The 21,972-nt window shown below is 69.1% G+C and carries 26 protein-coding genes; 10 read left to right on the top strand and 16 right to left on the bottom strand.

The genetic code is table 11. The annotated features are described in order from the left end of the window. The first annotated feature begins 259 nt into the window (after positions 1 to 259). Together BJY22_RS16385 and BJY22_RS16380 are read left to right on the top strand one after the other, a co-directional pair. Positions 260 to 652 (top strand): DUF1844 domain-containing protein, encoded by a 393-nt coding sequence (locus BJY22_RS16385; protein ID WP_167207714.1) that lies wholly within the window; start codon positions 260 to 262, stop codon positions 650 to 652. 54 nt (positions 653 to 706) lie between these two features. After that, complete coding sequence (locus tag BJY22_RS16380) at positions 707 to 1,567, top strand: phosphotransferase enzyme family protein (RefSeq protein ID WP_337758740.1); 861 nt, start codon at positions 707 to 709, stop codon at positions 1,565 to 1,567. Positions 1,568 to 1,706: 139 nt separating this feature from the next. On the opposite strand, the gene BJY22_RS16375 is transcribed toward BJY22_RS16380, so the two are convergent. From BJY22_RS16375 to BJY22_RS16365, 3 genes are read right to left on the bottom strand one after another with little or no spacing between them, the layout of a single operon-like run. Next, positions 1,707 to 2,618, bottom strand: a complete 912-nt coding sequence (locus tag BJY22_RS16375; protein ID WP_167207712.1) for a carbohydrate ABC transporter permease — start codon at positions 2,616 to 2,618, stop codon at positions 1,707 to 1,709. Next, positions 2,615 to 3,493: a carbohydrate ABC transporter permease gene (locus tag BJY22_RS16370; protein WP_167207710.1), complete on the bottom strand. Its 879-nt coding sequence runs from the start codon at positions 3,491 to 3,493 to the stop codon at positions 2,615 to 2,617. Before BJY22_RS16370 ends, BJY22_RS16375 begins: the two co-directional genes overlap by 4 nt. Before the next feature lie 11 nt (positions 3,494 to 3,504). After that, entirely contained in the window at positions 3,505 to 4,800 is a 1,296-nt protein-coding gene (locus BJY22_RS16365) for an ABC transporter substrate-binding protein (protein ID WP_167207708.1), read from the bottom strand. Between the two features lie 84 nt (positions 4,801 to 4,884). Between BJY22_RS16365 and BJY22_RS16360 the strand changes: the two genes are divergently transcribed. Then, positions 4,885 to 5,904, top strand: coding sequence for a LacI family DNA-binding transcriptional regulator (locus tag BJY22_RS16360; RefSeq protein ID WP_167207706.1), 1,020 nt, complete (start codon positions 4,885 to 4,887; stop codon positions 5,902 to 5,904). A gap of 204 nt (positions 5,905 to 6,108) precedes the next feature. Beyond that, positions 6,109 to 7,278, top strand: coding sequence for a glycoside hydrolase 5 family protein (locus BJY22_RS16355; protein ID WP_167207704.1), 1,170 nt, complete (start codon positions 6,109 to 6,111; stop codon positions 7,276 to 7,278). Here the strand turns inward: BJY22_RS16355 and BJY22_RS16350 are convergent. Both BJY22_RS16350 and BJY22_RS16345 read right to left on the bottom strand, forming a co-directional pair. Then, positions 7,275 to 7,994 (bottom strand): TetR/AcrR family transcriptional regulator, encoded by a 720-nt coding sequence (locus BJY22_RS16350; RefSeq protein WP_167207702.1) that lies wholly within the window; start codon positions 7,992 to 7,994, stop codon positions 7,275 to 7,277. The two genes, BJY22_RS16355 and BJY22_RS16350, sit on opposite strands and share 4 nt — an antisense overlap. 71 nt (positions 7,995 to 8,065) lie before the next feature. Continuing rightward, complete coding sequence (locus BJY22_RS16345; RefSeq protein WP_337758739.1) at positions 8,066 to 8,560, bottom strand: SseB family protein; 495 nt, start codon at positions 8,558 to 8,560, stop codon at positions 8,066 to 8,068. Positions 8,561 to 8,648: 88 nt separating this feature from the next. On the opposite strand from BJY22_RS16345, the gene BJY22_RS16340 reads away from it, so the two are divergent. After that, on the top strand, positions 8,649 to 9,152 hold the full coding sequence (locus BJY22_RS16340) for a hypothetical protein (RefSeq protein ID WP_167207701.1): 504 nt from the start codon (positions 8,649 to 8,651) through the stop codon (positions 9,150 to 9,152). Next, the gene (locus BJY22_RS16335) at positions 9,139 to 9,810 is read left to right on the top strand and encodes a uridine kinase family protein (protein ID WP_167207699.1); all 672 of its coding nucleotides are present in this window, start codon (positions 9,139 to 9,141) and stop codon (positions 9,808 to 9,810) included. The genes BJY22_RS16340 and BJY22_RS16335 overlap by 14 nt, the downstream gene beginning before the upstream one ends. Here BJY22_RS16335 and BJY22_RS16330 read toward each other — a convergent pair. Genes BJY22_RS16330 through BJY22_RS16315 form a run of 4 tightly spaced genes read right to left on the bottom strand, consistent with a single transcriptional unit; the run spans position 9,789 to position 12,840 of the window. Beyond that, positions 9,789 to 10,241: a globin domain-containing protein gene (locus BJY22_RS16330; protein WP_167207697.1), complete on the bottom strand. Its 453-nt coding sequence runs from the start codon at positions 10,239 to 10,241 to the stop codon at positions 9,789 to 9,791. The two genes, BJY22_RS16335 and BJY22_RS16330, sit on opposite strands and share 22 nt — an antisense overlap. A 41-nt stretch (positions 10,242 to 10,282) precedes the next feature. After that, a complete protein-coding gene (locus tag BJY22_RS16325) occupies positions 10,283 to 11,233 on the bottom strand; it encodes an ABC transporter substrate-binding protein (RefSeq protein ID WP_167207695.1) in 951 nt (316 codons plus the stop codon). 33 nt (positions 11,234 to 11,266) lie between these two features. Next, positions 11,267 to 12,499, bottom strand: a complete 1,233-nt coding sequence (locus BJY22_RS16320; protein ID WP_167218306.1) for an RNA polymerase sigma factor — start codon at positions 12,497 to 12,499, stop codon at positions 11,267 to 11,269. Continuing rightward, the gene (locus tag BJY22_RS16315; protein ID WP_202891988.1) at positions 12,496 to 12,840 is read right to left on the bottom strand and encodes a YciI family protein; all 345 of its coding nucleotides are present in this window, start codon (positions 12,838 to 12,840) and stop codon (positions 12,496 to 12,498) included. Before BJY22_RS16315 ends, BJY22_RS16320 begins: the two co-directional genes overlap by 4 nt. 192 nt (positions 12,841 to 13,032) lie before the next feature. Between BJY22_RS16315 and BJY22_RS16305 the strand changes: the two genes are divergently transcribed. Beyond that, positions 13,033 to 14,097, top strand: coding sequence for an aldose 1-epimerase family protein (locus BJY22_RS16305; RefSeq protein ID WP_238350378.1), 1,065 nt, complete (start codon positions 13,033 to 13,035; stop codon positions 14,095 to 14,097). Here the strand turns inward: BJY22_RS16305 and BJY22_RS16300 are convergent. From BJY22_RS16300 to BJY22_RS16285, 4 genes are read right to left on the bottom strand one after another with little or no spacing between them, the layout of a single operon-like run. Then, on the bottom strand, positions 14,075 to 14,569 hold the full coding sequence (locus tag BJY22_RS16300) for a PH domain-containing protein (RefSeq protein ID WP_167207691.1): 495 nt from the start codon (positions 14,567 to 14,569) through the stop codon (positions 14,075 to 14,077). The genes BJY22_RS16305 and BJY22_RS16300 overlap by 23 nt on opposite strands. A gap of 16 nt (positions 14,570 to 14,585) precedes the next feature. Next, positions 14,586 to 15,434: an ATP phosphoribosyltransferase gene (gene hisG, locus BJY22_RS16295; RefSeq protein ID WP_167207689.1), complete on the bottom strand. Its 849-nt coding sequence runs from the start codon at positions 15,432 to 15,434 to the stop codon at positions 14,586 to 14,588. Between the two features lie 47 nt (positions 15,435 to 15,481). Further along, a complete protein-coding gene (locus tag BJY22_RS16290; RefSeq protein WP_167207687.1) occupies positions 15,482 to 15,745 on the bottom strand; it encodes a phosphoribosyl-ATP diphosphatase in 264 nt (87 codons plus the stop codon). A 51-nt stretch (positions 15,746 to 15,796) separates the two neighbouring features. Continuing rightward, positions 15,797 to 16,489, bottom strand: a complete 693-nt coding sequence (locus BJY22_RS16285; RefSeq protein ID WP_167207685.1) for an MBL fold metallo-hydrolase — start codon at positions 16,487 to 16,489, stop codon at positions 15,797 to 15,799. Between the two features lie 18 nt (positions 16,490 to 16,507). On the opposite strand from BJY22_RS16285, the gene BJY22_RS16280 reads away from it, so the two are divergent. Continuing rightward, positions 16,508 to 17,467, top strand: coding sequence for a P1 family peptidase (locus BJY22_RS16280; protein WP_167207683.1), 960 nt, complete (start codon positions 16,508 to 16,510; stop codon positions 17,465 to 17,467). A gap of 88 nt (positions 17,468 to 17,555) precedes the next feature. Here BJY22_RS16280 and BJY22_RS16275 read toward each other — a convergent pair whose 3' ends face one another. Then, positions 17,556 to 18,194, bottom strand: coding sequence for an NAD(P)-dependent oxidoreductase (locus BJY22_RS16275; RefSeq protein WP_167207681.1), 639 nt, complete (start codon positions 18,192 to 18,194; stop codon positions 17,556 to 17,558). A 93-nt stretch (positions 18,195 to 18,287) separates the two neighbouring features. Between BJY22_RS16275 and BJY22_RS16270 the strand changes: the two genes are divergently transcribed. Next, entirely contained in the window at positions 18,288 to 18,746 is a 459-nt protein-coding gene (locus BJY22_RS16270) for a MarR family transcriptional regulator (protein ID WP_337758737.1), read from the top strand. Here the strand turns inward: BJY22_RS16270 and BJY22_RS16265 are convergent. Then, the gene (locus BJY22_RS16265; protein ID WP_167207677.1) at positions 18,737 to 19,702 is read right to left on the bottom strand and encodes a helix-turn-helix transcriptional regulator; all 966 of its coding nucleotides are present in this window, start codon (positions 19,700 to 19,702) and stop codon (positions 18,737 to 18,739) included. The genes BJY22_RS16270 and BJY22_RS16265 overlap by 10 nt on opposite strands. 62 nt (positions 19,703 to 19,764) lie before the next feature. On the opposite strand from BJY22_RS16265, the gene BJY22_RS41045 reads away from it, so the two are divergent. Further along, complete coding sequence (locus BJY22_RS41045) at positions 19,765 to 20,724, top strand: hypothetical protein (protein WP_202891137.1); 960 nt, start codon at positions 19,765 to 19,767, stop codon at positions 20,722 to 20,724. Positions 20,725 to 20,841: 117 nt separating this feature from the next. Here the strand turns inward: BJY22_RS41045 and BJY22_RS16255 are convergent, their stop codons facing one another. After that, positions 20,842 to 21,837, bottom strand: a complete 996-nt coding sequence (locus BJY22_RS16255) for a phosphotransferase (protein ID WP_167207675.1) — start codon at positions 21,835 to 21,837, stop codon at positions 20,842 to 20,844. Between the last annotated feature and the right edge of the window lie 135 nt (positions 21,838 to 21,972).

Raw genomic sequence — 21,972 nt, 5'->3', positions numbered from 1 at the left:
GGGTTGCCACCTTGTGATCACACCGGAGCTTCCTGGAAAAACAAGAAGGCCCTCGTGCGATCACACGAAGGCCCAATTCCCAGATGTACGACGTCCCAACCCCACGGGCGATACGCCGTACCATGACCGGGACCCGCCGACTGTTCATCGACTGGGTGGGAGGTGGCCCTCCGCTTTGACCTGAACCACCGGTGACCCTCGAGTATTCCGCTCAGGGGTCACCATCGGACCAGGTCGGTCGCCATGCAAGAGTAGCAGCATGACCGACGCAGATGCCACTCCGCCCGCAGACCCGTCCGAGCAGCAGCCGGACCCCCTCGCCACCGCTTCCCGCGACATCGCCGAGGTCCCCGCCGTGGAGATCATCTCCACCGCAGCACTCCACCTGATGAGCGCGGCCGCCGTCAACCTCGGCCTGGCCGCCGACCTCCCCGAGCACAAGGACCTCGACGAGGCCCGTTCGCTGATCGACTCGCTGGCCGGCCTGCTCGACGCGGCGGGTCCTGCCCTCGGCCACCACCACGCCGCCCCGCTCCGCGACGGCCTCCGTTCCCTCCAACTCGCCTTCCGCGAGGCCAGCACCATCCAGGACGAACCCGGCCAGGGCCCCGGCGAGAAGTACACCGGCACGGTCTACCCCGTTGCCAGGTAGGCGAGCCGGCCGACGACGGTTGGCAGCAGGAACGGCCGGGTAGGGTCGGGCGGCGTGACTGCCGAGGGTGTGCCCGCCGCTGTTCCGAAGCTCGACGCACAGCACCTGATGCTGGAGGTGAACCGGACGACGGGCGCCGGCCTCGAGTACGTCGGTCCGGCAGCAGGCGGCGAGGTCGGGGCCGCCTTCGTCCGGTGGCCGGACGGCCGTGACGCTGTTCTCACCCGCGGCCACGGATCACTCGACGAGTTGCGGCGTACGGCGTCCGCTCTGGACGCGGCGCGGTCGCACGGGTTGCCGGTCCCGCAGTACCAACTGCTGGCCGAGCTCGCGGACTACGTCGGCGTTGTCCAGGAGCGGCTACCGGGCAGCCCGCCGGACAAGGCCGACCGGGCGTTGCTGGAGTCGATGATCGCGATGACCGAGCAGTTCACCGGTCTGGGCGCCGGCCTGCCGGTCCCGTCGATGCACCTGCTCGAGAGCGGCCCCGGTTTCTGCCTGCACGAATCCCTCCAGCGGTACGACGACCGCACCCGCCGGCTCCTTCGCTGGATCCACGAGGTCGGCCGCGCCGAGCCGGACGGAATGACCGGTGACGACCTCGTGCACCTCGACTACCACACCGGCAACGTACTGACCGACGCCGACGAGATCACCGGCATCGTCGACTGGGACGGCATCGGCCGCGGCGACCGCCACTTCGCCCTGGTGACGCTGCGCTTCGACGCCCACGTCCGTCTCCCCGGCGCGAACCTCACCTGGTTCGACGAACTCCTCGAGACCACCCTGTCTCCCGAGGTACTGCGTCTCTACTGGGCCCACATGTCCCTGCGCCAGGTGGACTGGTCGATCCGCCACCACACCCCCGCCGACACCACCCACTGGCTCGACTTCGCCGAGTCCCGCACGCACTGAATACGACGGCGTCCTCGGTTGCACGCTGCACCGGCCCGTCCGTGCCGTGGGACTTCACCGCGATCAACTCGATCCTGCTCGTGAGGTAGTCCACCAGCAGCAACCGGCTCCGGCCTGCGTCAGGCCGGAGCCGGTTTCGCTATCCCTTGACCGCGCCTTCCTCGACGCCCTTGAAGAAGAAGCGCTGGAGGGTGGCGAAGACGATGACGATCGGGACGAAGGCGATCATCGTGCCCGCCGCGATCAGGCGGGGGTTGTTGCTGAAGGTGCCGGACAGGTACTGCAGGCCGACGGTCAGCGTGTACTTGTCCGGATCGGTCAGCACGATCAGCGGCCAGAGGAAGTCGTCCCATGCGCCGATGAACGCGAAGATCGCGATCACGCTGATGGTTCCGCGCACCGACGGCAGGCCGATGTAGAGGAACCGCTGCCACGCGTTCGCGCCGTCCACGACCGCGGCCTGGTCCACTTCCACCGGCAGCGAGCGGAACGCGTTGTACATCAGCAGCACGTTCAGCGCCCCGATCATGCCGGGCAGTGCGACCCCGAACAGCGTGTTCGCCAGCCCGAACTCCCGGACCGTCACGTACTGCGAGATGATCGTGACCTCACCCGGCAGGACGAGCGTGGCCAGGAACAGCCCGAGCACGATCTTCCGGCCGCGGAACTGCAGGCGCGAGATCGCGAACCCGGCCAGCGACGCGCCGATCACGTTGCCGCCGACAACCAGGACGGCAACCACGAGCGAGTTCCGCGCGTAGTCCCAGACCGGAATCGTGTCGGCGACCGCCTTGTAGTGGTCGAACGTCGGCTGGGCCGGCAGCAGCCGCGGGATCCGGGTGTAGATGTCCTCGCCGGACCCCTTCAGCGACGTCGACAGCTGCCACAGGAACGGCCCGATCGTGATCAGCAGCACGAACGCCAGCAGCAGGTACCGCACGACCCGCTCGCGCGGCGAGATCGAGTTGAACCCGAACGACCCCTTCCGCCGGGGCGGCGTACTGCTTGAAGGCGCCTCGACCGGGCGCACCGGATCGGTGACAACACTCATGCTTCCGCTCCTCGCCGGTTGATCCGCGCCAGCACCAGCATCGGTACGACGGTGACGAAGAACAGCACGATCGACAACGCCGACGCGTACCCGAGGTTGCCCTCGAAGCCCTGGCTGTACTGCTGGATCAGCATCACCACCGAGTTGTCCCGGCCACCGGGGCCGCCCTTGCCGCCGCTGAGGATGAACAGCTCCGAGAACACCCGCAGCGCCGACACCGAGATCAGGATCGAGATCAGGATCATCGTGCCGCGCACCCCCGGGATCGTGACGTGCACGAACCGCCGCAGTGGTCCGGCGCCGTCGACCGCGGCCGCCTCGTGCAGCTCACGCCCGACGTTCCCGAGGGCGGCCAGGTAGATGATCATGTAGTACCCCAGCCCCTTCCAGATCGTCAGACTGATTGCACTGAGCAACAACAGCCACTGGTCGGACAGGAACGGCAGCGGCCCGGAGATGACCCCGAGCTTCTCGGCCAGTCCGTTGACCAGGCCGCGGTCGTCGAGGATCCACTGCCAGATCAGCGCCACTACGACCGCCGACGCGACCACCGGGGTGTAGAACGCCGTCCGGAAGAACGTGATCCCGGGCAGCTTCTTCTCCACCAGCACGGCGAGCAGCAGCGGCAGAACGGTCAGGAACGGCAGGCAGACCACCATGTAGATGACGCTGTTCAGCAGCGCCCACCGCAGCTGCTCGTCGTGCAGCAGGGTCTCGAAGTTCTTCAACCCGACGAACGTGCCGCCGCCGAGCGGCTTGGCGTTGGTGAACGACAGGATGACGGTGTTGACCGACGGCCAGAGGTTGAAGACCAGCAACCACGTGAGTGCTGGGATCACCAGCACCCACGGGGTGAACCAGCGTTGGTGACGCATCCCCCGACTCATTACTGGGTGAGCAACTGGTTGGCCTTGGCCACCGCGGCGTCGAGGGCTGCCTGCGACGAGATCTTGCCGGCGATCGCCAGCGAGATCTGCTGACCGATGAAGTCGTTGGTCGCACCGCTGATCACCGGCGGCTGCAGCACCTTGGCCTTGGCCAGCGACTCGAACGCGAGCACTTTGGCGTCGCTCTCCGGCGTACCGTCGGACTTGGAGAAGTACGGGTCGGACGCGGAGGCCTTGGTGGACGGGAAGATGTTCACGATCTTCGCGAACGCGGCCTGGTTCTCGGCGTTGGTGACGAACCTCGCGAGCGCGATCGCGGCCGCCTGGTTCTTGGTCTTGGCCGACACCGACAGGCCCTGCACGTACAGCGGCGGGGTGTCCAGCGCGGGCGACGGGACGACCTTGCCCTTCAGCGACGGGTTGTCCTTGTTGAAGTCCTGGATCGCGTTGCCGCCGCCGGTGGTCCAGGCGACCTTGCCCTGGGTGAAGAGCTTGGAGTTGCCCAGGTACTCGTTGGTCAGGATGTCGCGCGGCATGTACCCGGCCTTGTAGGCGTCGCGGTACTTGTCCAGCAGCGCGGCGGCCTCAGGGGTGTTGAAGACGAACTTCTTGCCGTCGTCGGACAGGATCTTGACGCCGGCGTTGGTGAAGTCACCGATGCCCGGCAGCCGGCTCATGAGGTATTCCTTGCCGCCGGTCTTGTCGTGCATCGTCTTCGCGGCCGCGAGCAGCTCGTCGAAGGTCTTCGGCGGGTTCTTCACGTCCAGGCCGGCCGCGGCGAACTTGGTCGCGTTCCAGTAGTCGATGTCGGTGTTCAGGTACCACGGGTAGCCGAACGTGCCGTCCATACCCTGGTACTGGTACGCCTGCACGCCGCCCTCGACGTACTCGTCCTTGATCTTCGGGTCCGCGGCGGCGACGTCGAGCAGCATGTTCTGCTTGGCCAGCGAGAGCGCGAAGTCGGGCGGCAGGTTGGTCACGTCCGGGAGCTGGCCGGCCGACGCCTGGCTGAGCACCTTCTTGTCGTAACCGTCGCCGGGCTGGTCCAGCCAGGTGACCTTCGTGCCCGGGTACTTGGCCTCGAACGCCTTGATCACGCCTTCGACGTACGACGTGAACTTGGGCTTCAGCGCCCAGGTCTGGAAACTGACCTCACCGGTCACCTGGGCGTTCGCGTCGACGGTCGGCTTGGCACCGCCGCTGCCGCCGGAGTCCTCGGAACCGAGGCCGCAACCGGCGAGGGTGAGAGCGGCGGCGGCGAGCATAGCCACGACCGCCGGACGGCGTCTACGCATGGGATCTCCTGGAATTGATAAACCGGTATAGCTCCCGAACTATCCACATCGTAGAATCCGCTGTCAAGGGCAGGAGGAATCACGATGGCGAGACCGACGATCGCGGACATCGCGACCAGGGCCGGGGTGTCCAAGGGCGCGGTGTCGTTCGCGCTGAACGGGCGGCCGGGGGTCAGCGACGCGACCCGGGAGCGGATCCTGAAGATCGCCGAGCAGATGAGCTGGCGGCCACACAGCGCGGCGCGGGCGCTCGGCGCGTCCCGGGTGGACTCGGTCGGCATGGTGATCGCCCGCCCGGCCCGGACGCTCGGGGTCGAGCCGTTCTTCGCGCACCTGCTGTCCGGCGTGCAGTCCGGCCTGTCGGCGGAGTCGATCTCGCTGCAGCTGCTGATCGTCGAGGACACCGCGGCCGAGATCGAGGTGTACCGGCGATGGACGTCGGAGCACCGCGTCGACGGCGTGATCCTGGTCGACCTGACCGTGAAGGACCCGCGGATCGACGAGCTCAAGGCGCTCGAGCTGCCGGCCGTGGTGATCGGCGGCCGCGGCGGCAAGGGCGCGCTCGCCTCGGTCTGGGCCGACGACCGCGACGCGATGCTGGCGATCGTCGAGTACCTCGCCGCGCTGGGCCATCGCCGGATCGCGCACATCGCCGGTACGCCGAACTTCCAGCACACCCAGCGCCGGATGCGGGCCGTCCGGGACGCGGCGCCCCGGCTCAAGCTGCTCGACGCGCCCTCGCTCACCACGGACTTCAGCGACGCGGAGGGCGCCGCGATCACCCGCAAACTGCTGTCCCAGCCCGACCGCCCGACCGCGATCGTCTACGACAGCGACGTGATGGCGGTCGCAGGGCTCGGGGTCGCGATGGAGATGGGTGTCTCGGTCCCGCACGACCTGTCGATCGTCGCGTTCGACGACTCGATCCTCACCCAGCTCATGCACCCGGCCCTGACCGCGCTGTCCCGCGACACCTACGACTTCGGCCGCCAGGCCGCCGAGGTGCTGCTCGACACCATCGCCGACCCGGCCACGGTGATCAACCGCCGCACCGCCGACCCGGTCCTCACCGTCCGCGAGTCCACCGCTCCCCCACCCCGCTGATCACCCCGGCCCCACCCGCACCACCCACCCTCGCCCACTGACGCATTCGACTGGCTGACCCACGAACTTGGGGGTTCTACACCCGCAAGCAGGGTGCAGGACCCCCGATTTGACTGGCTGGCCAGCAACATCGGGGAGCTGGCGGCGGGTGCGTGGGGAGGGTGCAGTTGCTCTTGTGGCCTAAACCGATTTAGCATCCTCGGCATGGCTTTGCAGACCGTCACGCCCCGGTTCGGTGCGAACTACGTTCCCTCGGCGGGATGGTTCTACAGCTGGCTCGACTACGACCGCGACGCCGTCCGCCGGGACTTCGCGGACCTGGCCGGGGCGGGCCTGGACCACGTCCGGGTCTTCCCGGTCTGGCCGTGGATCCAGCCGAACCGGGCGATCATCCGCGAGCAGGCGATCGCCGACCTGCTGGACACGATCGACGCCGCCGCGGAGCACGGCCTGACCGTCGCGGTCGACCTGATCCAGGGCCACCTGTCCAGCTTCGACTTCCTCCCGTCGTGGGTGCTGACCTGGCACAAGAGCAGCCTGTTCGAGGACCGAACGGTCCGCGACGGACTCACGGCGTACGTCGACACCGTCGCCCGCGCCGTCGCGACCAAGCCGAACGTCTTCGCGATCACCCTCGGCAACGAGGTCAACAACCTGTGGCCGGACAGCCCGACGACCGCGGAGACGTCGACCGCGTGGGCCCATGAACTGCTGACCACGCTGAAGAAGGCCGCGCCCGACGTCCTCGCGCTGCATTCGGTGTTCGACGACGCCTGGTACAAGGCCGACCATCCGTTCCACCCGGTCGACGCGGTGGACCTGGGAGACCTGACCACCGTGCATTCGTGGGTCTTCAACGGGGTCTCGCGCGTCGACGGTCCGCTCGGCCCGGCCACGCTCACGCACGCCGACTACCTGATCGAGCTCGCCAGGGCGACCTCGCTCGACCCCGACCGGCCCGTCTGGCTGCAGGAGATCGGCGTACCCGGGCCCGACATCCCCGTCGACCTCCAGGCCGAGTTCACCCGCCGTACGGTCGAGACCGTGCTCACGAACCAGTCGCTGTACGGCGTGACGTGGTGGTCCTCGCACGACATCGACCGGCGCCTGCTCGACTTCCCGGACCGTGAGTACGACCTCGGCCTGTTCACCGTGGACCACCAGCGCAAGCCGGCCGCCCAGGCGCTCGCCGAGGTCATCGCGGAGGTGAAGGCGAACGGCGTCCGGCCGCAGGAGCCCGTCACCACGCTGACCGCACCGGTCAACCTCCGCACCGACCCGTCCCGCCGCCCGGAAGTTGCCCCCGGCAGCGATTTCCACCTGCGCTGGGTCGAGGCCCGCGCCGACGGCCCGGTGCGCATCGTCCTGCCCTAGACACCCTTGCTGATCAGGACTTCGATGCCGTCGAGGATGCGGGCGAGTCCGAAGTCGAGGTCGTCGTCGAGCTCGTCCTCGTACTCGTGGTTGAGATACAGCGACGCCACTGTCGGGTAGCCGCCCTCGATCAGCCGCGGGACGAGGAACCGGCCGACCTGCTCCGCTTGCACCGGCGTACTGTCACTCGCGCCGAGCTGCCGCGCGAGATTCGCGTAGTTGCGCACGTGCCCGTCCAGCAGCACCAGGCAGCCGAGGTTGTCGTGCTGACTCAGCCCGGTCTCGGCGAGGGCCGCGAGCATCACCTCGAGCCAGCGCAGCAGATTCGGCGTGACCGGCGCGCCACGGATCGGTACGTCGAGCAGCCACGGCCGGTTCTCGTACAACTTGACCTGCGCGTCGACCCACGCGATCGCCGCCGCGCGCCAGCCGGACGGCAGCTCCGGCGGCAGCCCGACCGCCTTGTCGTGGACGAGCACGATCAGCTCTTCCTTGGACCGGACGTAGCGGTACATCGCGTTCGTGGTGACGCCGAGCTGCGCCGCGATCCGCTGCAACGAGACCGCCTCGAACCCGTACCGGTCGCCGAACTCGATGCCGGTGGCCACGATCTGCTCGACCGACAGCGCAGGCTTCGGCCCTCGCCGCTGCGCCGGCTGCACACCCCACGCCAGCTCCAGCCCCGGCGGAAGCACGTCCCCGCGGTCCTCGGTCATGTCACCATCCTGCCGTCCCCGGCTTTCCGGAAAGAATTCGTCGCTCTGTGACCGTTTCTTTCCGGAAAGGCTCAGTGGCCCGGCTCGATCCAGGCGTAACCGCCGTCTTCGAGGCGGATGATCTGGAGGCCGGCGGCGAGGCGGCGTACGTCGTCGGTCTCGATCACGCCCGTGGCGGGGCCGGCGATGTCGAGGACGATCGCGGCCGCACCCTCCTGGATCGCCGCGGTGGCGACCAGCTGGGTCTGGGCCGGCATCGGGCGGGCCTCCGGGCTCCAGCGGGCCAGGCTCTCGGTGCTCGTGAACGCGAGCAGCGCGTTCCGCCCGTCCTGCCCCCGGAGCAGCGCGACGGCCATGTCGGACGTCTTGTCGTGCGCCAGGCCGTTCTCGTCGTACTCGACCTCGCCGAGCATCGCGACCACTGGCACCAGCAGCCGCGCCCGCGTGATCGCCGCCAGCACGGCGCCGTCGTCGCCGTCGGCCAGTGCTTGGGCCAGTGCGGGATCCGCCGAGCCGTCGTCGTTGTCGAACCCGGTGAAGGCCAGTCGCCGCTCTGGTGGTTGCACGCGCCCATTCTCCCCGGACCGGTGTTTCAGGGGTGCGTCAGGGCTGTTCCCCTCTTGGATCGCGCGGCAACTGTGCGAGCCTGGGTATGTGCCTGACTTCAACGATTTGACGCTGCTGCCGTTCTGCGTAGGCCTCACGCTGCTCGGTCTGATCGGCTCGTGGTTCGCCTGGCGGCGACGCGGGGTGGCGGCCGGCACGCGCGGCGTGGCCTGGTCCCTGCTGCCGGTCTCGCTGTACCTGACCGGTCTGCTGGAGCTGGTCTGGGACGTGGTCCGCTCCACCGTGAGCTGGGTCACCCACCTGATCTTCTCGCCGACCGTGTGGGCCGGTGTCGCGCTGTTCGGCGTCTCGGTCGTGCTGTACGTCGTTTCCGGTGTGGCCCGCGGCCGCGGTGGGAACAAGGAGAAGGCACCGAAGAAACCCGCCTCGCCCGCGGGAGAGCTGTCATCGACCGGCCCCGAGCCGGCGACAGCCGATACCGCAAAAGCTGCTGCGCGCTCCAAGGGGCCGTCAAAGGGGAAGGCGAAGCAGCCCGAATCGTCGGAGTTCGACGAGATCGAGGACATCCTGAAGCGCCATGGAATCAACTGAGAAGGCCGCTGACCACGGCTCGCCCCTGACCATCGACTCGCTCCTGGACAACGTCCAGGCCGGCTCACCCCAGCTCGGCCGGACCCGGCTGATCGGCATCGACGGACCCGCCGGCTCCGGCAAGACCACCGTCGCCGCGAACCTCGCCGCCCGCGCCGAAGCTCGGGACCTCAACACGTACGTCGTCCACATGGACGACCTGTACGACGGCTGGACCGGAGCCGAGCGCGGCTTCGGACTGCTCCGCGACCACGTCCTGCAACGGCTGGCCGACGGCCGCGAGGGACGGTACCGCCGGTACGACTGGTACCAGCGCACGTACGCCGAGCTGCACGTCGTACCGAACACCGTGGAACTGCTGATCGTCGAAGGTGTCACGGCCTGCGACCGGGACGCCGCGCACTGGCAGTCGCTGCGCCTGTGGGTCGAGACGTCGAACGAGGTCCGTCTGGGCCGCGGCATCGAACGCGACGGCGAGGCGCTGCGCGACCACTGGCTCGAGTGGATGCGCTGGGAGCGCGATCACTTCGCCGAGCAGGCCACCCGCTCCCGCGCCCACGTCATCGTCGACGGCGACCCGTCGATGCCGTTCGACCCCGCCCTCGAGCTGGTCGCGAAATCCGTGGCCCTACCCCCTCACGACTCCGCCGCCTCCTGAAGCCCTTCCCAGGACCACCGCGGGACTGCCTGACCGGCGTCGATGTCGTCGAGCCGGTGGCGGTACATGGTGGTGAAGGTCGCCCAGGCGAAGTAGTCGTGCAGTACGGTCCGGACCCGCTCGTCGTCGATGCCCGCGTCGGCCAGGGCCGCGTCGAAGCAGGCGATCGCGCGCCGGTTCATCTCGTCGTGCTCGCCGTTCCCGGCGTGCCGGCGTTGCACCGACGCCTCGTCGCCGTACGCCGTGGTGTAGGCCGGCGGCCCGCCGAGAGCTTCACCCCAGTACGCCGCGAGCCGCTCGGTGTGATCGGGCCTCGCCCCGCCGTGGAACGCGTGGCTGACGATCTCGTCCGCCATCACCCGCTCGTGCCACGCCGCCGCCAGCCGCCGCATGCCGTCCGCCCCACCCGCAGCTTCGTAAACGGTCTCCATGCGGCACCATCCTGACCGCAACGACGACCCGCGACAACGGGTCAGGCGTTCGAGAGGTCGGCCACCGGGCGGCCGTTGAGCGCGTTGGCCAACTGCGGGACGAGGACGTCGAGCGCGTAGAGGAGCGCCTTCGGGCCGCTGTACGACAGCGCGCCGCTGAGGTTCGACTCGAACGACGTGTACAACGTGCGATCGGAGCGCACGACCGCGAGCCGAGCGAACACGGGCGACGCCGCCAGCTGCTTCTTCGTCGCGCCGTTGACGAACAGCACGTCGCGATCCAGCACTGCGACCTTCTCGGCGCTGACCTCCTTCGTCGCCTGCTGTGCCGCGAACCCGAGCGCGTCGAACAGCGCCCGCCGCGGATCACCCTTGCCGAGCAGGTAGTGCCCGCCGTTCGCCGGACCGTAGTCCTCCACCAGCACCTTCCCGGCGAACTCAGGATGGGCCTTCTTCGCCTCGTCGATCTTCGCGTGCACCTGATCGAGCAGCGCCTGCGCCTCCGCCGTCTTGCCGAGGGCCTTGCCGGTGAGCAGCAACTGCTGGTCCCACGGAGTCTCCTCGTTCGGGTAGTCGGCGCTCTGCACCACCGTCGGCGCGATCGCGGACAGCCGCTCGTACGTCGGCTTGTCGATCGTCTCGTAGATCGCGAGGATCACCTGCGGCTTCGCCGCCGCGACCGCCTCGTAGTCGATCCCGTCGCGCCCGGCACTCGGGACACCCTTGCCGCCGGTCGCCTCGCGCACCCACGGGAAGTCGTTGTAGTTGTCGAACCAGGCCCGCGTCATCACCGGCACCACGCCGAGCGCCAGCACGAAGTCCTGGTCGTTCCAGCCGACCGTGGCCACGCGCGACACGTCGCGTGGGACCTTCGTCTCGCCGTACTTGTGGGCGACCGTGATCGCCTCGGGCGGCGGCGCGGCCTCGGGCGAGGACGAACAACCGGCCAGCGCGACGATCAGGGCGAGCGCGAGGACCAGGGTCCGCTTCATCAGCACTCCTCACGAATTTAGGTGAGGCTTACCTTATCTGGAAGCGTTCAGTACGGCGAGCCGCCGCCGGACGTGCTCGCGTTCCGGTTCGGATCCGGCCAGGGTGAGGGCGTGGTCGTAGGCGCTGATCGCCTCCGGGACACGGCCGAGGCGCTGCAGCAGATCGGCTCGGGCGAGCGCGAACGGGTGGTAGTCCCGCAGGACCGGTTCCGCGGCCAGCTCGTCCAGGAGGGCGAGGCCTGCCTCGGGGCCGTCGCGCAGTGCGATGGCGGCGGCGCGGTTGAGCGCGATCACGGGCGACGGGTCGAGCTCGAGAAGTACGTCGTACAGCTGGACGATCTGCGGCCAGTCGGTGCCGGCGAAATCGGCCGCCTCGTCGTGTACGGCGTTGATCGCGGCCTGGACAGCATACGGTCCGGCGGGGCCGCCGGTGAGTGCGGTGACGACCAGGTCGCGTCCCTCGGCGATCATCGCCTGGTCCCAGCGGCTCCGGTCCTGGTCCTCGAGCAGGACGATGTCGCCGTCCGGACCGCTGCGGGCGTCGCGGCGGGCGTGGATCAGCAGCATCAGCGCGAGCAGACCGGTCGCCTCGCGGGCATCCGGGAGCAATCGGTGCAGGATCCGGGCCAGGCGGATCGCTTCCTCGGCGAGGTCGAGGCGTTGCAGGTACGGTCCCGAGCTGGCGGCGTACCCCTCGGTGAAGACGGAGTAGATCACCTGCAGGACACCGGGCAGCCGCTCCGGGAGCTCGTCCGGGCCGGGGACGCGGAACGGGATCCGCGCCTCCCGGATCTTCTTCTTCGCCCGGACGATCCGTTTCGCCATCGTCGCGGTCGGGACCAGGAACGCCCGCGCGACCTCCGGCGTGGTCAGGCCGGCCAGGCAGCGCAGGGTCAGCGCGCCGCGGTCCTCGGGAGCCAGGGCGGGGTGGGTGCAGGTGAAGAACAGCTGCAGCCGTTCGTCCGGCAGTTCGTCCCCGGCGGCCTGCGGCGCGGAGCGATCCGCCTCGACCTGGAGGATCGCCAATTTCGCGGCGTACACCTGGTCACGCCGGAGCCGGTCGACGGCCTTGCGCCGGGCGGTGGTCATCAGCCAGCCGCCCGGATTCGGCGGGACGCCGTCGACGGGCCAGCGCGTGAGCGCCGCCTCGATCGCCTCCGACGTGACCTCCTCGGCCAGGTCGAGGTCCCCGAACCGCCGGGCGAGCGCGGCCAGCAGCCGACCGCGCTCCTCCCGGAACACCGCCTCGACGTGATCCACCGTCAGGCCCCGGGGAACTCCGCGACCGGGCGGACGTCGACCGAGCCGCCGCCGCGCGACCCGGGGCACTTCGCGGCCCACTCGAGCGCGACGTCGAGGTCCGGTACGTCGATCACATAGAACCCGCCGAGCACCTCCCGGGTCTCCGCGAACGGGCCGTCGGTCACGGTCCGCTTGCCGTCGTTCGCGACCTGCACGCGCGTCGCGGTGACCAGGTCGGCCAGCGACTCGGACGCGACCACCACGCCGGAGTCGGTGATCTCCTTGTCGAACCGCATCCAGTCCTCCGGCTCGCACCCGACCGGCGAGTTCTCCGGGTCCAGCTCGCCGGCGTTGATCAGCAGCATGTACTTCACGGTGTACCTCCTGTGAGCGTGTTTACAGCATCACCACGAACGGGGTCGCCCCCGATGGACAGGGGACCTAAGAACAGGAGGTGTTTCCCGTCAGGGCGGCTGCCGTGAGGTCGCCAGGCGGGGGCGAGGCCGTCGGCGTGGACTACCTCCTGTCGTTCGGGCCGCATCGGTCAGGATTGGGGCATGAATGTCTTCCCATCCGGTGAGCAGTGGGTCCTCCAAGGCGGCGGGTACGAGGCGACCGTGGTGAGTGTCGGCGGCGGGCTGCGCCGGCTCACGTACGACGGACGCCCGATCCTGCTGGGGTACGGCGAGGACGAGGCGGCGCACGCCGGGATCGGGCAGCACCTGTTCCCGTGGCCGAACCGGATCACCGACGGGCAGTACACCTTCGACGGCACCGACCAGCAGCTCGCCCTCACCGAGCCCGCCCGCAAGAACGCGATCCACGGCCTGACCCGCTGGGCGACCTGGCAACGCCTCGACGACGGCTCGGACCCGGCCGCACTCGCAGTCGGCCACCGCCTGCACGACCACCCCGGCTATCCCCACCAACTCGACCTACGCCTGGACTACCGCCTGGACGCTCCAACGCCACCCACCTCGCCCCAACCGCCCAGCTCACCCCAATCGGGCTCGCCCCAGACGCCGCCGTCCGGCTCACCCCAACAGCCCGGCACACCCCAACAGTCCGGCTCACCCCAGCCGACCGCCTCACACCAGCGGCCCGGCTCACCCCAGCTGCCCGGCTCGCCCCAGCTCTCGGGCGGGCTCACTGTCATCGCCACTGCCACCAACATCGGTAGGAACTCAGCGCCGTACGGCTATGGAGCTCATCCGTATCTGACCGTAGGACGCCCGATCGACGAATGCGTCCTCGAGTTCACCGCAACCGACCGTCTGGAAGTATCCGCAGACCGCATGGCGCCCATCGGACTCACACCGGTGGCCGGCTCACCGTACGACTTCCGCAGCGCACGCACGATCGGCACGACCACGATCGACAACGCCTTCACCGGCCTGGGCGCCGAGTGGTCGGTGACGCTCAGCGACCCGGACACGGGCACCCGCTCCGTGCTGACGAGCGACACACCGTGGATGCAGCTCTTCACCGGCGAGGCGGTCGGGCGTACGGCGCTCGCGGTCGAGCCGATGACCTGCCCTCCCGACGCCTTCCGCACCGGCCAGGACCTCGTCGTCCTGAAGCCGGGCGAGTCGCACACGACTACTTTTCAGGTCTCGATCTAGGTCCCGCGCCGTGTTCGCGGGCGACCGCCGCCAGCTCCTTCGCGGCGCGGGACGCCCGCGAACCCTCGGCGGCCTGGATCGCGAGGATCCCGAGCCGGTTGTCGTCGGCATCGAACAGCTGCAGCCACGCGTCCCCGGGCCGGAACCGCAGGGCGGTGATCTCGGACCACTGCAGCGTGTACGACTTGAAGACGTTCCGCACGCGCAGCCGGTCCGGGTACGCCGTGACGCGCAGCGTCGTCATCCGGTACAGGATCCACAGCACCGCGCCGAAGAACGCCAGCAACGTGAGCCGCTGGAACAGGTCGAACGTCGCCCGATCGTCCGGCGACAACCGGAACCAGATCACCCCGAACACCGCGATCAGCGACAACCCCATCCCACCGGCCATCAACGCCACGATCCGCGGGTGGAACGTGAACAACCGATCGGAACTGGCCGGTGCGGCGGGATCGGGGTCGTCGGTCGGCATGGCGCGGACGGACCGGTCAGATCCTGCAGGCGTGGATGTCGGTGGTGAGGATGGCACGGGCGCCCACCTCCCACAGCTGGTCCATCAGGCGCTGCGCCTCGGCGCGCTGGACCATCACACGGACGGCGACCCAGCCCTGCCGGTGCAGCGGGGAGACCGTCGGCGACTCCAGACCGGGCGCGACCGCGGTGGCCGCGTCGACGTCCTCGGCGCGGATGTCGTAGTCCATCATCACGTAGTTGCGCGCGATCAGGACGCCCTCGAGCCGGCGCACCAACTGGTGCAGGCCGTTCGGCGGGGTCTCGACGCCGTGCCGCTTGATCAGCACGGCCTCCGACTGGAGGATCGGGTCCCCGAACACCTCGAGCCCGGCCTGGCGCAGCGTCGTACCGGTCTCGACGACGTCCGCGATGACGTCCGCGACGCCCAGCTGGACCGCGGACTCGACGGCTCCGTCGAGGCGTACGACAGCGGCGTCGACACCGTTCTCGGCGAGGTGGTCCTGGAGCACCCCGGCGTACGACGTGGCGATCCGCTTCCCGGCCAGGTCCTTGATGGACTCCGCGACACCGGGCCGTCCGGCGAACCGGAAGGTGGACGAGCCGAACCCGAGGCCCATGATGACCTCGGCGTCCGCGTGCGAGTCGAGCACCAGGTCACGGCCGGAGATGCCGACGTCGAGCGTGCCCTCGCCGACGTACACGGCGATGTCGCGCGGGCGGAGGTAGTAGAACTCGACCTCGTTGGCCGAGTCGGTGAGAGTCAGGTCCTTGGTGGTCCGGCGCTGCTTGTAGCCGGCCTCGGACAGCATTTCGGTGGCGGCTTCGCTCAGCGAGCCCTTGTTCGGTACTGCGACGCGCAGCATGGCACTGCCTTCCTGAGGTGACGTGAACCGGTGGCTGTGGGGTGCTCCTACAGATGTCGGTACACGTCGTCGAGATCCAGGCCGAGGGCGTGCATCATCACCTGGGCGTGGTACAGCAGCTGTGACAGCTCCTCCGCGGCCCGGTCCTTGCTCTCGTACTCGGCGGCCATCCAGGACTCGGCGGCCTCTTCGACCAGCTTCTTGCCGATCGCGTGCACGCCGGCATCCAGCTCGGCCACGGTCCCGGAACCCTCCGGCCGCGTCCGCGCCTTCTCACCCAGCTCGGCGAACAACTCCTCAAATCTCTTCATCGCGCGCCCCAGCCTACGGGGTTCACTCCCCGCAGGCCGTCACCAGGTCCGCTACCCGGACTGCGTCAGCGCTTCGGACAGACGGCGTGGCAGGGAATGTGCGTCGACGTACCAGGAGTGGCGTTCGGACAGGAGGCGTTTGATCATGGCGTGGTCGGCGGTGTCGGCCGGCGTGCGGAGGTGGTACGGCGGCGGGTAGAAGGCGTCGCCGACGATGGCGACTCCGTCGGCCACGACGATGGTGGAATCCGGGGCGTGGTTGCCGCCGACGTGGCGGAGTACGACGCCGGTCGGGAGCGTCAGGGTTTCGTCGAAGGTCTGGCGCGGAGCGACGATCCGGAAGTCCGTCCAGTCGGGGACGGCGAGGGCCCGGGCGCGGAAGCTCGGGGCGAGCTTCGGGTTGGCCTCGACCTGGTCGTGGAGGTAGCGGTGGCTCCAAGGGCGGTCGGCTTCCGCGGTCAAGAGGTCGACGGCTGTCGAGTGTGCGACGACGGTGACGTCGGGCCAGGCGCAGGCGCCCCAGGTGTGGTCCCAGTGGTGGTGGGTGTAGACGAGCCACTGCGGCGCCGGTAGTCCGGCCGCTGCGATCGCCGTACGGACAGCCCGGGCGTGCTCGGGGCTGTTGCCGGCGTCGACGAGCACGCTGCCGCGGTCGTCGGCGATCACGGCGACGGACGGGCGGATCGCCTCCGGGTCGGGGTCGTGCGGGTAGAGCCAGACCCGGCCGGTCAGGTGCTGCAGCATGTGGCCGACGATAGTCGCATGCAGACACCACGGAGGGTCCGCGACCTCGGCGTCACCGTCGGGACCCTGTCCACGGGGCCGTTGAACGCTGTCACCGACGTACCGGGAGTCCGCGTCGGGCAGACGACGATCACCGGCAACGGGCTGAACACCGGGGTGACCGCGATCGTGCCGGACGGCTGGGCGGAGACGCTGCCGGCCGCGGTTGCGGTGGGCAACGGGTACGGGAAGCTGGTCGGGAGTACGCAGGTGGACGAGCTCGGGGTGATCGAGACGCCGATCCTGCTCACCGGGACGCTCAGCACGTTCCGCGTCGCGGACGCGTTGATCAGCTGGGTCCTCGACCGCGACCCGCGGATCACCAGCCGGAACCCGGTCGTCGGCGAGACCAACGACGGTCACCTCTCCGACATCCGCCGCCGTCCGGTCACCCCCGACCATGTCCACTCCGCCCTGGACACCGCCACGTCGGCCCTGCCCGCAGAGGGTTGCGCCGGAGCCGGCACCGGCACCTGCGCCCTGGGTTTCAAGGCCGGCATCGGCACCGCCTCCCGCGTCCTGGACCACGGCGTGGTGGGCGCTCTGGTCCAGTCGAACTTCTCCGGTCTGCTCACCGTCCTCGGTACGCCGGTCCCCGCGCAACCGATCGATGCCGACGGCAACTCGTGCATGATCGTCGTCGCGACCGACCTGCCGCTCGACGCCCGCCAACTCGGCCGCCTCGCCCGCCGCGCGATCTTCGCGATGGCCCGCGTCGGCTCGGACTACGCCCCCGGCAGCGGCGACTACGCGATCGCGTTCAGCACCCGCCGTACGCCGGGATTCGCCGACCGCGACCTCCGTTGCCCGTTCCAGGCGGTCACCGAATCCGTCGAGGAGGCCCTGCTCAACTCCCTCACCATGGCCCAGACCACCACCGGCTTCCAGGACCGCACCGTTCAGGCCGTCTCCCACGACCTCATCCGCCGTCTTGGGTGAATCGCCATGCAGGCAGAAGTCGGGTTTTCGGCCCGTTTGCGCCCTCTTTCGCGGGTTCTGCCTGCGTGGAGGTACGGCTCCCGGCCGATCAGTACGCCACGCCGACCGGTTGGGCGACGGTCGACTGGTCGTCGAGGACCGCGAGCATCAGGTGCGCGACGTCGGCGCGGGAGATCAGGTAGCCGCGCGTGACGGTGCCGCCGACCATCGTCCGGTAGCGACCGGTCAGGTCCTTGTTGTTGAGCTTCGGCGGACGCAGGATCGTCCAGTCCGTGGCACTGTTCCGGATGTCCGCCTCCATCACCCGCAGATCGGCGTACACGTCGGCGGCGAAGGCGTTGATCAGCGGGAGCAGCACCCGCCGGTTCAGGAAGCTCTCGTCCGGCGGGACCGGCCCGAGCGGCGCAGCGCTCACCGCGACGAACCGCCGTACCCCGGCCGCCTCCATCGCCGTGAGGATCGACTTCGTACTGCGGGACGCGACCGGCCCGTCCTTGCGCCCGCGCGGCCCGACGCCCGAGATCACCGCAGCGCTCCCGTCGATCGCCTCGCGCAGCGGCTCCGCCGCGTCCAGACCGGGCACCCGGACGACCTCCAGCGACGGATGCTCCAGCTCGAAGGCCGACGACGTACGCACCACCGCCGTCACCTTGTGACCCGCATCGAGCGCCTGCCGTACGACGTGACCGCCGATCCCGCCCGTCGCGCCGAACACCGTGATCCTCATCCCGAACGCCTCCTTGCGCTACCGTGAATATCATCCGCATCTCATATAGTACGGAACTCATAATATATGGAATCGAGACAAGAGGCAGGTGACGTGCGCCACCGTCGCCGGACCGGGAACGAGATCAAGGCCGCGCTCCGCGACCTGCGCATCCAGCTCGCCCTGCTGAACCATCAGATCGGCGGCCGGCTGGCGCTGAAGGACGTCGACCTGGACTGCCTCGACGTGCTCGCCCGCAACGGACCGCTCACCCCGAGCGCGCTCGCCCGCCAGGCCGGTGTGCACCCGGCGACGCTGACCGGGATCCTCGACCGGCTCGAACGCGGCGGCTGGATCGCCCGGGACCGCGCGCGGGCGGACCGGCGCAGCGTGACGATCAGCGTCCTGCCGGATCGCGGCACCGAGGTGTTCCGGCTGTACCGCCCGATGATCGGCGCGATGGACGACGTACTCGCGGACTACAGCGATGCCGAGCTCACGCTGATCGCGGACTTCCTCCGGCGCAGCGCCGAGGCCGGCGAACGGGCGAACGGGGAGCTGGCTCAGGAGTAGAGGTCGTGCAGCTTCCGGCCGAGCTCACGCAGTTCGGCCCGGAGCTCCGCGGGTCGCAGTACTTCGACCGCGTCGCCGAAGCGGCTGAGTGACGCCGCCGCGTTCACCACGGACTCGATCGGGATGGCCGCTACGACGCTGCCGTCGGGTTCCGGTACGGCGGCGGCCACCGCCCTCACGAGCGCCGGGTACGAGACGTCGTACATCTTGGCGGCGAGGCGGGGCGACACCTTGACGACGGCCTCGGCGGTGAAGCGGGTGCGGTCGAAGCCCTCCAGGTGGTCCTGCCAGAACCGCGCGAGGTCGAACCCGTCGGCGCGTTCGAACTCCTCGTCGGTCGGGGTGAGCTCGAGGATGTTGGAGACGCGGTACGTCCGCAGTCCGCCGGGTGTGGACGCCACGACGTACCAGCTGCCGTTCTTCAGGACGAGGCCGTACGGCTCGAGGGTTCGCTCGACCTCGCGGGGCTCCTCCCAGCGGCGGTACAGCACCTTGACGCGCCGGTCGTGGAGTACGGCGTCGGCGACGGCGGCGAGCTGTGGTGAGTCCTCGGCGTCCTGGTACCAGGCGGGCAGATCGAGGTGGAAGCGGTTCTTCAGGCGGCCGGCGCGGTCGCGCTGGTCGGGTGCGAGCGCGGCGAGGAGCTTGAGCTCGGCGGCACTCGTCTCGGCGGTCAGTCCGAGTGCCGCGGCCGCGCCCGGCATGCCGACGAGGAAGAGTGCGGCGGCTTCCTGTTCGGTGAGGCCGGTCAGGCGGGTGCGGTAACCCTCGACCAGGCGGTACCCGCCTGCTCGGCCTTGGTCGGCGTACACGGGAACTCCTGCTGCCGCGAGCGCCTCGACGTCGCGGTAGATCGTCCGCAGCGACACCTCGAGCTCGTCGGCGAGTTCGCGCGCGGTCAGCTGCCGGCGCGTCTGCAGCAACAGCAGGATCGACAACAGCCGGCTCGAACGCATGCTTCGAGGTTAGTGCTTATCGCTGCCATGGGTTGTCAGGTTTTGCTCGCACGCTTGGTCCCATGACGACTTGGACCAAGGTGACCGGCGACTTCGACTTCCTCAACGGGTACTTCGACGTCCGTCACCGCACGCTGAAGCAGGCCTTCGCCGGGTGCGACGAGTGGCTCGAGTACGACGGGACGTCGACCGCGCACACGTACTTCGACGGGCAGATCAGCATCGACGAGATGCGGTTCCCGACGAAGGGGTCGTACGGGCTGTCGCTGCGGCTGTTCGACCCGGTGGCGAAGCAGTGGAGCATCTGGTGGGTCAACAGCTCCACGATGAAGCTCTATCCACCCGTGCACGGCGGGTGGGCAGAGGACGGATCCCGCTGCCGGCTCGTCGGTGAGGACTCGCTGGACGGGCAGCCGATCCTGTGCAGTTACGAGTGGTCCGACATCACCGAGCAGACCGCGCACTGGGAGCAGGCGTACTCGAACGACGGCGGCGAGACCTGGGAGACCAACTGGACCATGGACTTCACCCGCCGCGACACTCCCCCGCCCGCGCTGGACGTCCCCAAGGTCACCGACGACTTCGACTTCCTCGTCGGCCGCTGGTCCTTCCACAACCGGCGCCGCCGCCCGGTCCTCGGCGAGCCGCACGAGTGGTACGAACACGACGCCACGCTGCAGGCCACGACGTACTTCGACGGTGCGATCAGCTTCGACGAGGGCTGGTACCCGAGCGAAGGTTTCCGCGGCGCGACGTTCCGCCTCTACGACCCCGAGACCCACACCTGGTCCATCCACTGGATCAACAGCACCCGCGGCCGCCTCGAAACCCCCGTCATCGGCTCCTTCGACAACGGCACCGGCATCTTCGAAGGCCCCGACGAGTGGGACGGCCAACCCATCGACGTCAGATTCCTCTGGACCACCGGCACCGACAAAGCCGCCTGGGAACAGGCCTTCTCCACAGACGCCGGCCAAACCTGGATCACCAACTGGCAGATGGAACACACCCGCCTCGAGTGAGCTGTCGAGTGGACCTGTGCCGATGTGAACACTCCGTGGGGTCGGGAGACAGGCAATGGCGTGTCTCCAGACCCCAGGGGGTGTCGCAGACGTCGGCCCAGCCCGCTGCGGGTGTTGCTAGTCGAGATTGCTGAGGGTGGAGGTGAGGTGGCGTAGGTGGGCGAGCTTTGTGGGGAGGGTTCTCAGGCTGGTGGTGATTGCGGTGTTGATGCTTGCGGGGTCGCCCATCCAGCGGGGCGCGGTGGCTTCGCCGAGTGCGACCCGGATCTGCTCGCTCAGGACCTGAATTTGATTTCTGGTCACGCTGAAGAGGTCCGGGCCGGCCCAGCCGAGGTTGCCGCCGGCTGCTCCGTAGACGGTGAGGATTCTCCGGACCTGTTCGGGTTCGCCGGCTCCGAAGATGTATGCGACCCGGCCTGCCTCGAGCGCCGCGCTGTCGGTGCGGACGCTGTCCCAGTCGACCAGGACGGGGCCGCCGGGAGACATGACGATGTTGTGGGTCTTGAAGTCGCCGTGGGTTGTCACGACGTCCGGGGCGAGGTCGCACAGCTCGGCGATGCGTTCAGTCGCCGCGAGGATGTGCGGAATGCAATCCCGGTAGAGGCTCGCCCACGGAACTTCGCGGGCTCGGGCGAACCAGCCTTGCCAGGTCTCGGGAGGATGAATTGCTGCCCGCCACCAGTCAGGCAGACCGACCGAGTCGACCGGCTGCAGTTGATGGACCTGCAGCATCGTCCGGCCGAGCCAGGACGAGATGTCTCCGGCGGGCGGGGCAGTTCGATGCTCGACCCAGCGGTAGACCCGGAACAGCCGGTCCTCGATACAGACCAGCCAGTCCAGGTGGGGATCGGTCGGCATGATCGGCTCCGGCATGTCCACACCTGCGTCGAGCGCCCGACGTTCGAACGCCATCGCGGCGGCCAGTTGATCGGACAGGTGCTCGCCGTGGAACTGTCCGCCCGTTGCCGCGAAGTACCCCTTGACGAAGTACCTACCGGTCGAGGTGTCGAGCCGCCACGCATCGGTGTCGCCCCGCCGGACGTGAACGAGGCCGCCGTCCGGCGTACCCAGCTCGAACCGGCCGGCGATCTCCTCCGGCGTCGGTGTGTGCACGGTGCCCTCCCGGATGCCGTCGGCGTACTGCCCATCGACACTAGCTCGACACCCGAAAGTTGCCCAGGTGGACGAAAGGAGCCCTCGGCAACCAAATGGAAAAGCGAGGGACAGGGCGAGACCGCGGCTGTAGCG

The sequence above is a fragment of the Kribbella shirazensis genome (assembly GCF_011761605.1).
GTDB classification, from domain to species: domain Bacteria; phylum Actinomycetota; class Actinomycetes; order Propionibacteriales; family Kribbellaceae; genus Kribbella; species Kribbella shirazensis.
The sequence above is the reverse complement of the archived record's forward strand: the minus strand, read 5'-3'. Positions and strand labels throughout refer to the sequence as shown.

Bases quoted from the DNA above. Each gene is read 5' to 3' on its own strand.
- BJY22_RS16335 (WP_167207699.1), top strand. From the start codon at position 9,139: ATGGAATCAACTGAGAAGGCCGCTGACCACGGCTCGCCCCTGACCATC.
- BJY22_RS16305 (WP_238350378.1), top strand. From the start codon at position 13,033: ATGAATGTCTTCCCATCCGGTGAGCAGTGGGTCCTCCAAGGCGGCGGG.
- BJY22_RS16325 (WP_167207695.1), bottom strand. From the start codon at position 11,233: ATGAAGCGGACCCTGGTCCTCGCGCTCGCCCTGATCGTCGCGCTGGCC.
- BJY22_RS16350 (WP_167207702.1), bottom strand. From the start codon at position 7,994: ATGACCGAGGACCGCGGGGACGTGCTTCCGCCGGGGCTGGAGCTGGCG.
- BJY22_RS16365 (WP_167207708.1), bottom strand. From the start codon at position 4,800: ATGCGTAGACGCCGTCCGGCGGTCGTGGCTATGCTCGCCGCCGCCGCT.
- BJY22_RS16360 (WP_167207706.1), top strand. From the start codon at position 4,885: ATGGCGAGACCGACGATCGCGGACATCGCGACCAGGGCCGGGGTGTCC.
- BJY22_RS16285 (WP_167207685.1), bottom strand. From the start codon at position 16,489: ATGCTGCAGCACCTGACCGGCCGGGTCTGGCTCTACCCGCACGACCCC.
- BJY22_RS16275 (WP_167207681.1), bottom strand. From the start codon at position 18,194: ATGAGGATCACGGTGTTCGGCGCGACGGGCGGGATCGGCGGTCACGTC.
- BJY22_RS16290 (WP_167207687.1), bottom strand. From the start codon at position 15,745: ATGAAGAGATTTGAGGAGTTGTTCGCCGAGCTGGGTGAGAAGGCGCGG.
- BJY22_RS16330 (WP_167207697.1), bottom strand. From the start codon at position 10,241: ATGGAGACCGTTTACGAAGCTGCGGGTGGGGCGGACGGCATGCGGCGG.
- hisG (WP_167207689.1), bottom strand. From the start codon at position 15,434: ATGCTGCGCGTCGCAGTACCGAACAAGGGCTCGCTGAGCGAAGCCGCC.
- BJY22_RS16265 (WP_167207677.1), bottom strand. From the start codon at position 19,702: ATGCGTTCGAGCCGGCTGTTGTCGATCCTGCTGTTGCTGCAGACGCGC.
- BJY22_RS16315 (WP_202891988.1), bottom strand. From the start codon at position 12,840: ATGCTGCTGATCAACGCCGGCGAGCTGGACCCGGAGAACTCGCCGGTC.
- BJY22_RS16300 (WP_167207691.1), bottom strand. From the start codon at position 14,569: ATGCCGACCGACGACCCCGATCCCGCCGCACCGGCCAGTTCCGATCGG.
- BJY22_RS16280 (WP_167207683.1), top strand. From the start codon at position 16,508: ATGCAGACACCACGGAGGGTCCGCGACCTCGGCGTCACCGTCGGGACC.
- BJY22_RS16375 (WP_167207712.1), bottom strand. From the start codon at position 2,618: ATGAGTGTTGTCACCGATCCGGTGCGCCCGGTCGAGGCGCCTTCAAGC.
- BJY22_RS16370 (WP_167207710.1), bottom strand. From the start codon at position 3,493: ATGCGTCACCAACGCTGGTTCACCCCGTGGGTGCTGGTGATCCCAGCA.
- BJY22_RS16355 (WP_167207704.1), top strand. From the start codon at position 6,109: ATGGCTTTGCAGACCGTCACGCCCCGGTTCGGTGCGAACTACGTTCCC.
- BJY22_RS16385 (WP_167207714.1), top strand. From the start codon at position 260: ATGACCGACGCAGATGCCACTCCGCCCGCAGACCCGTCCGAGCAGCAG.
- BJY22_RS41045 (WP_202891137.1), top strand. From the start codon at position 19,765: ATGACGACTTGGACCAAGGTGACCGGCGACTTCGACTTCCTCAACGGG.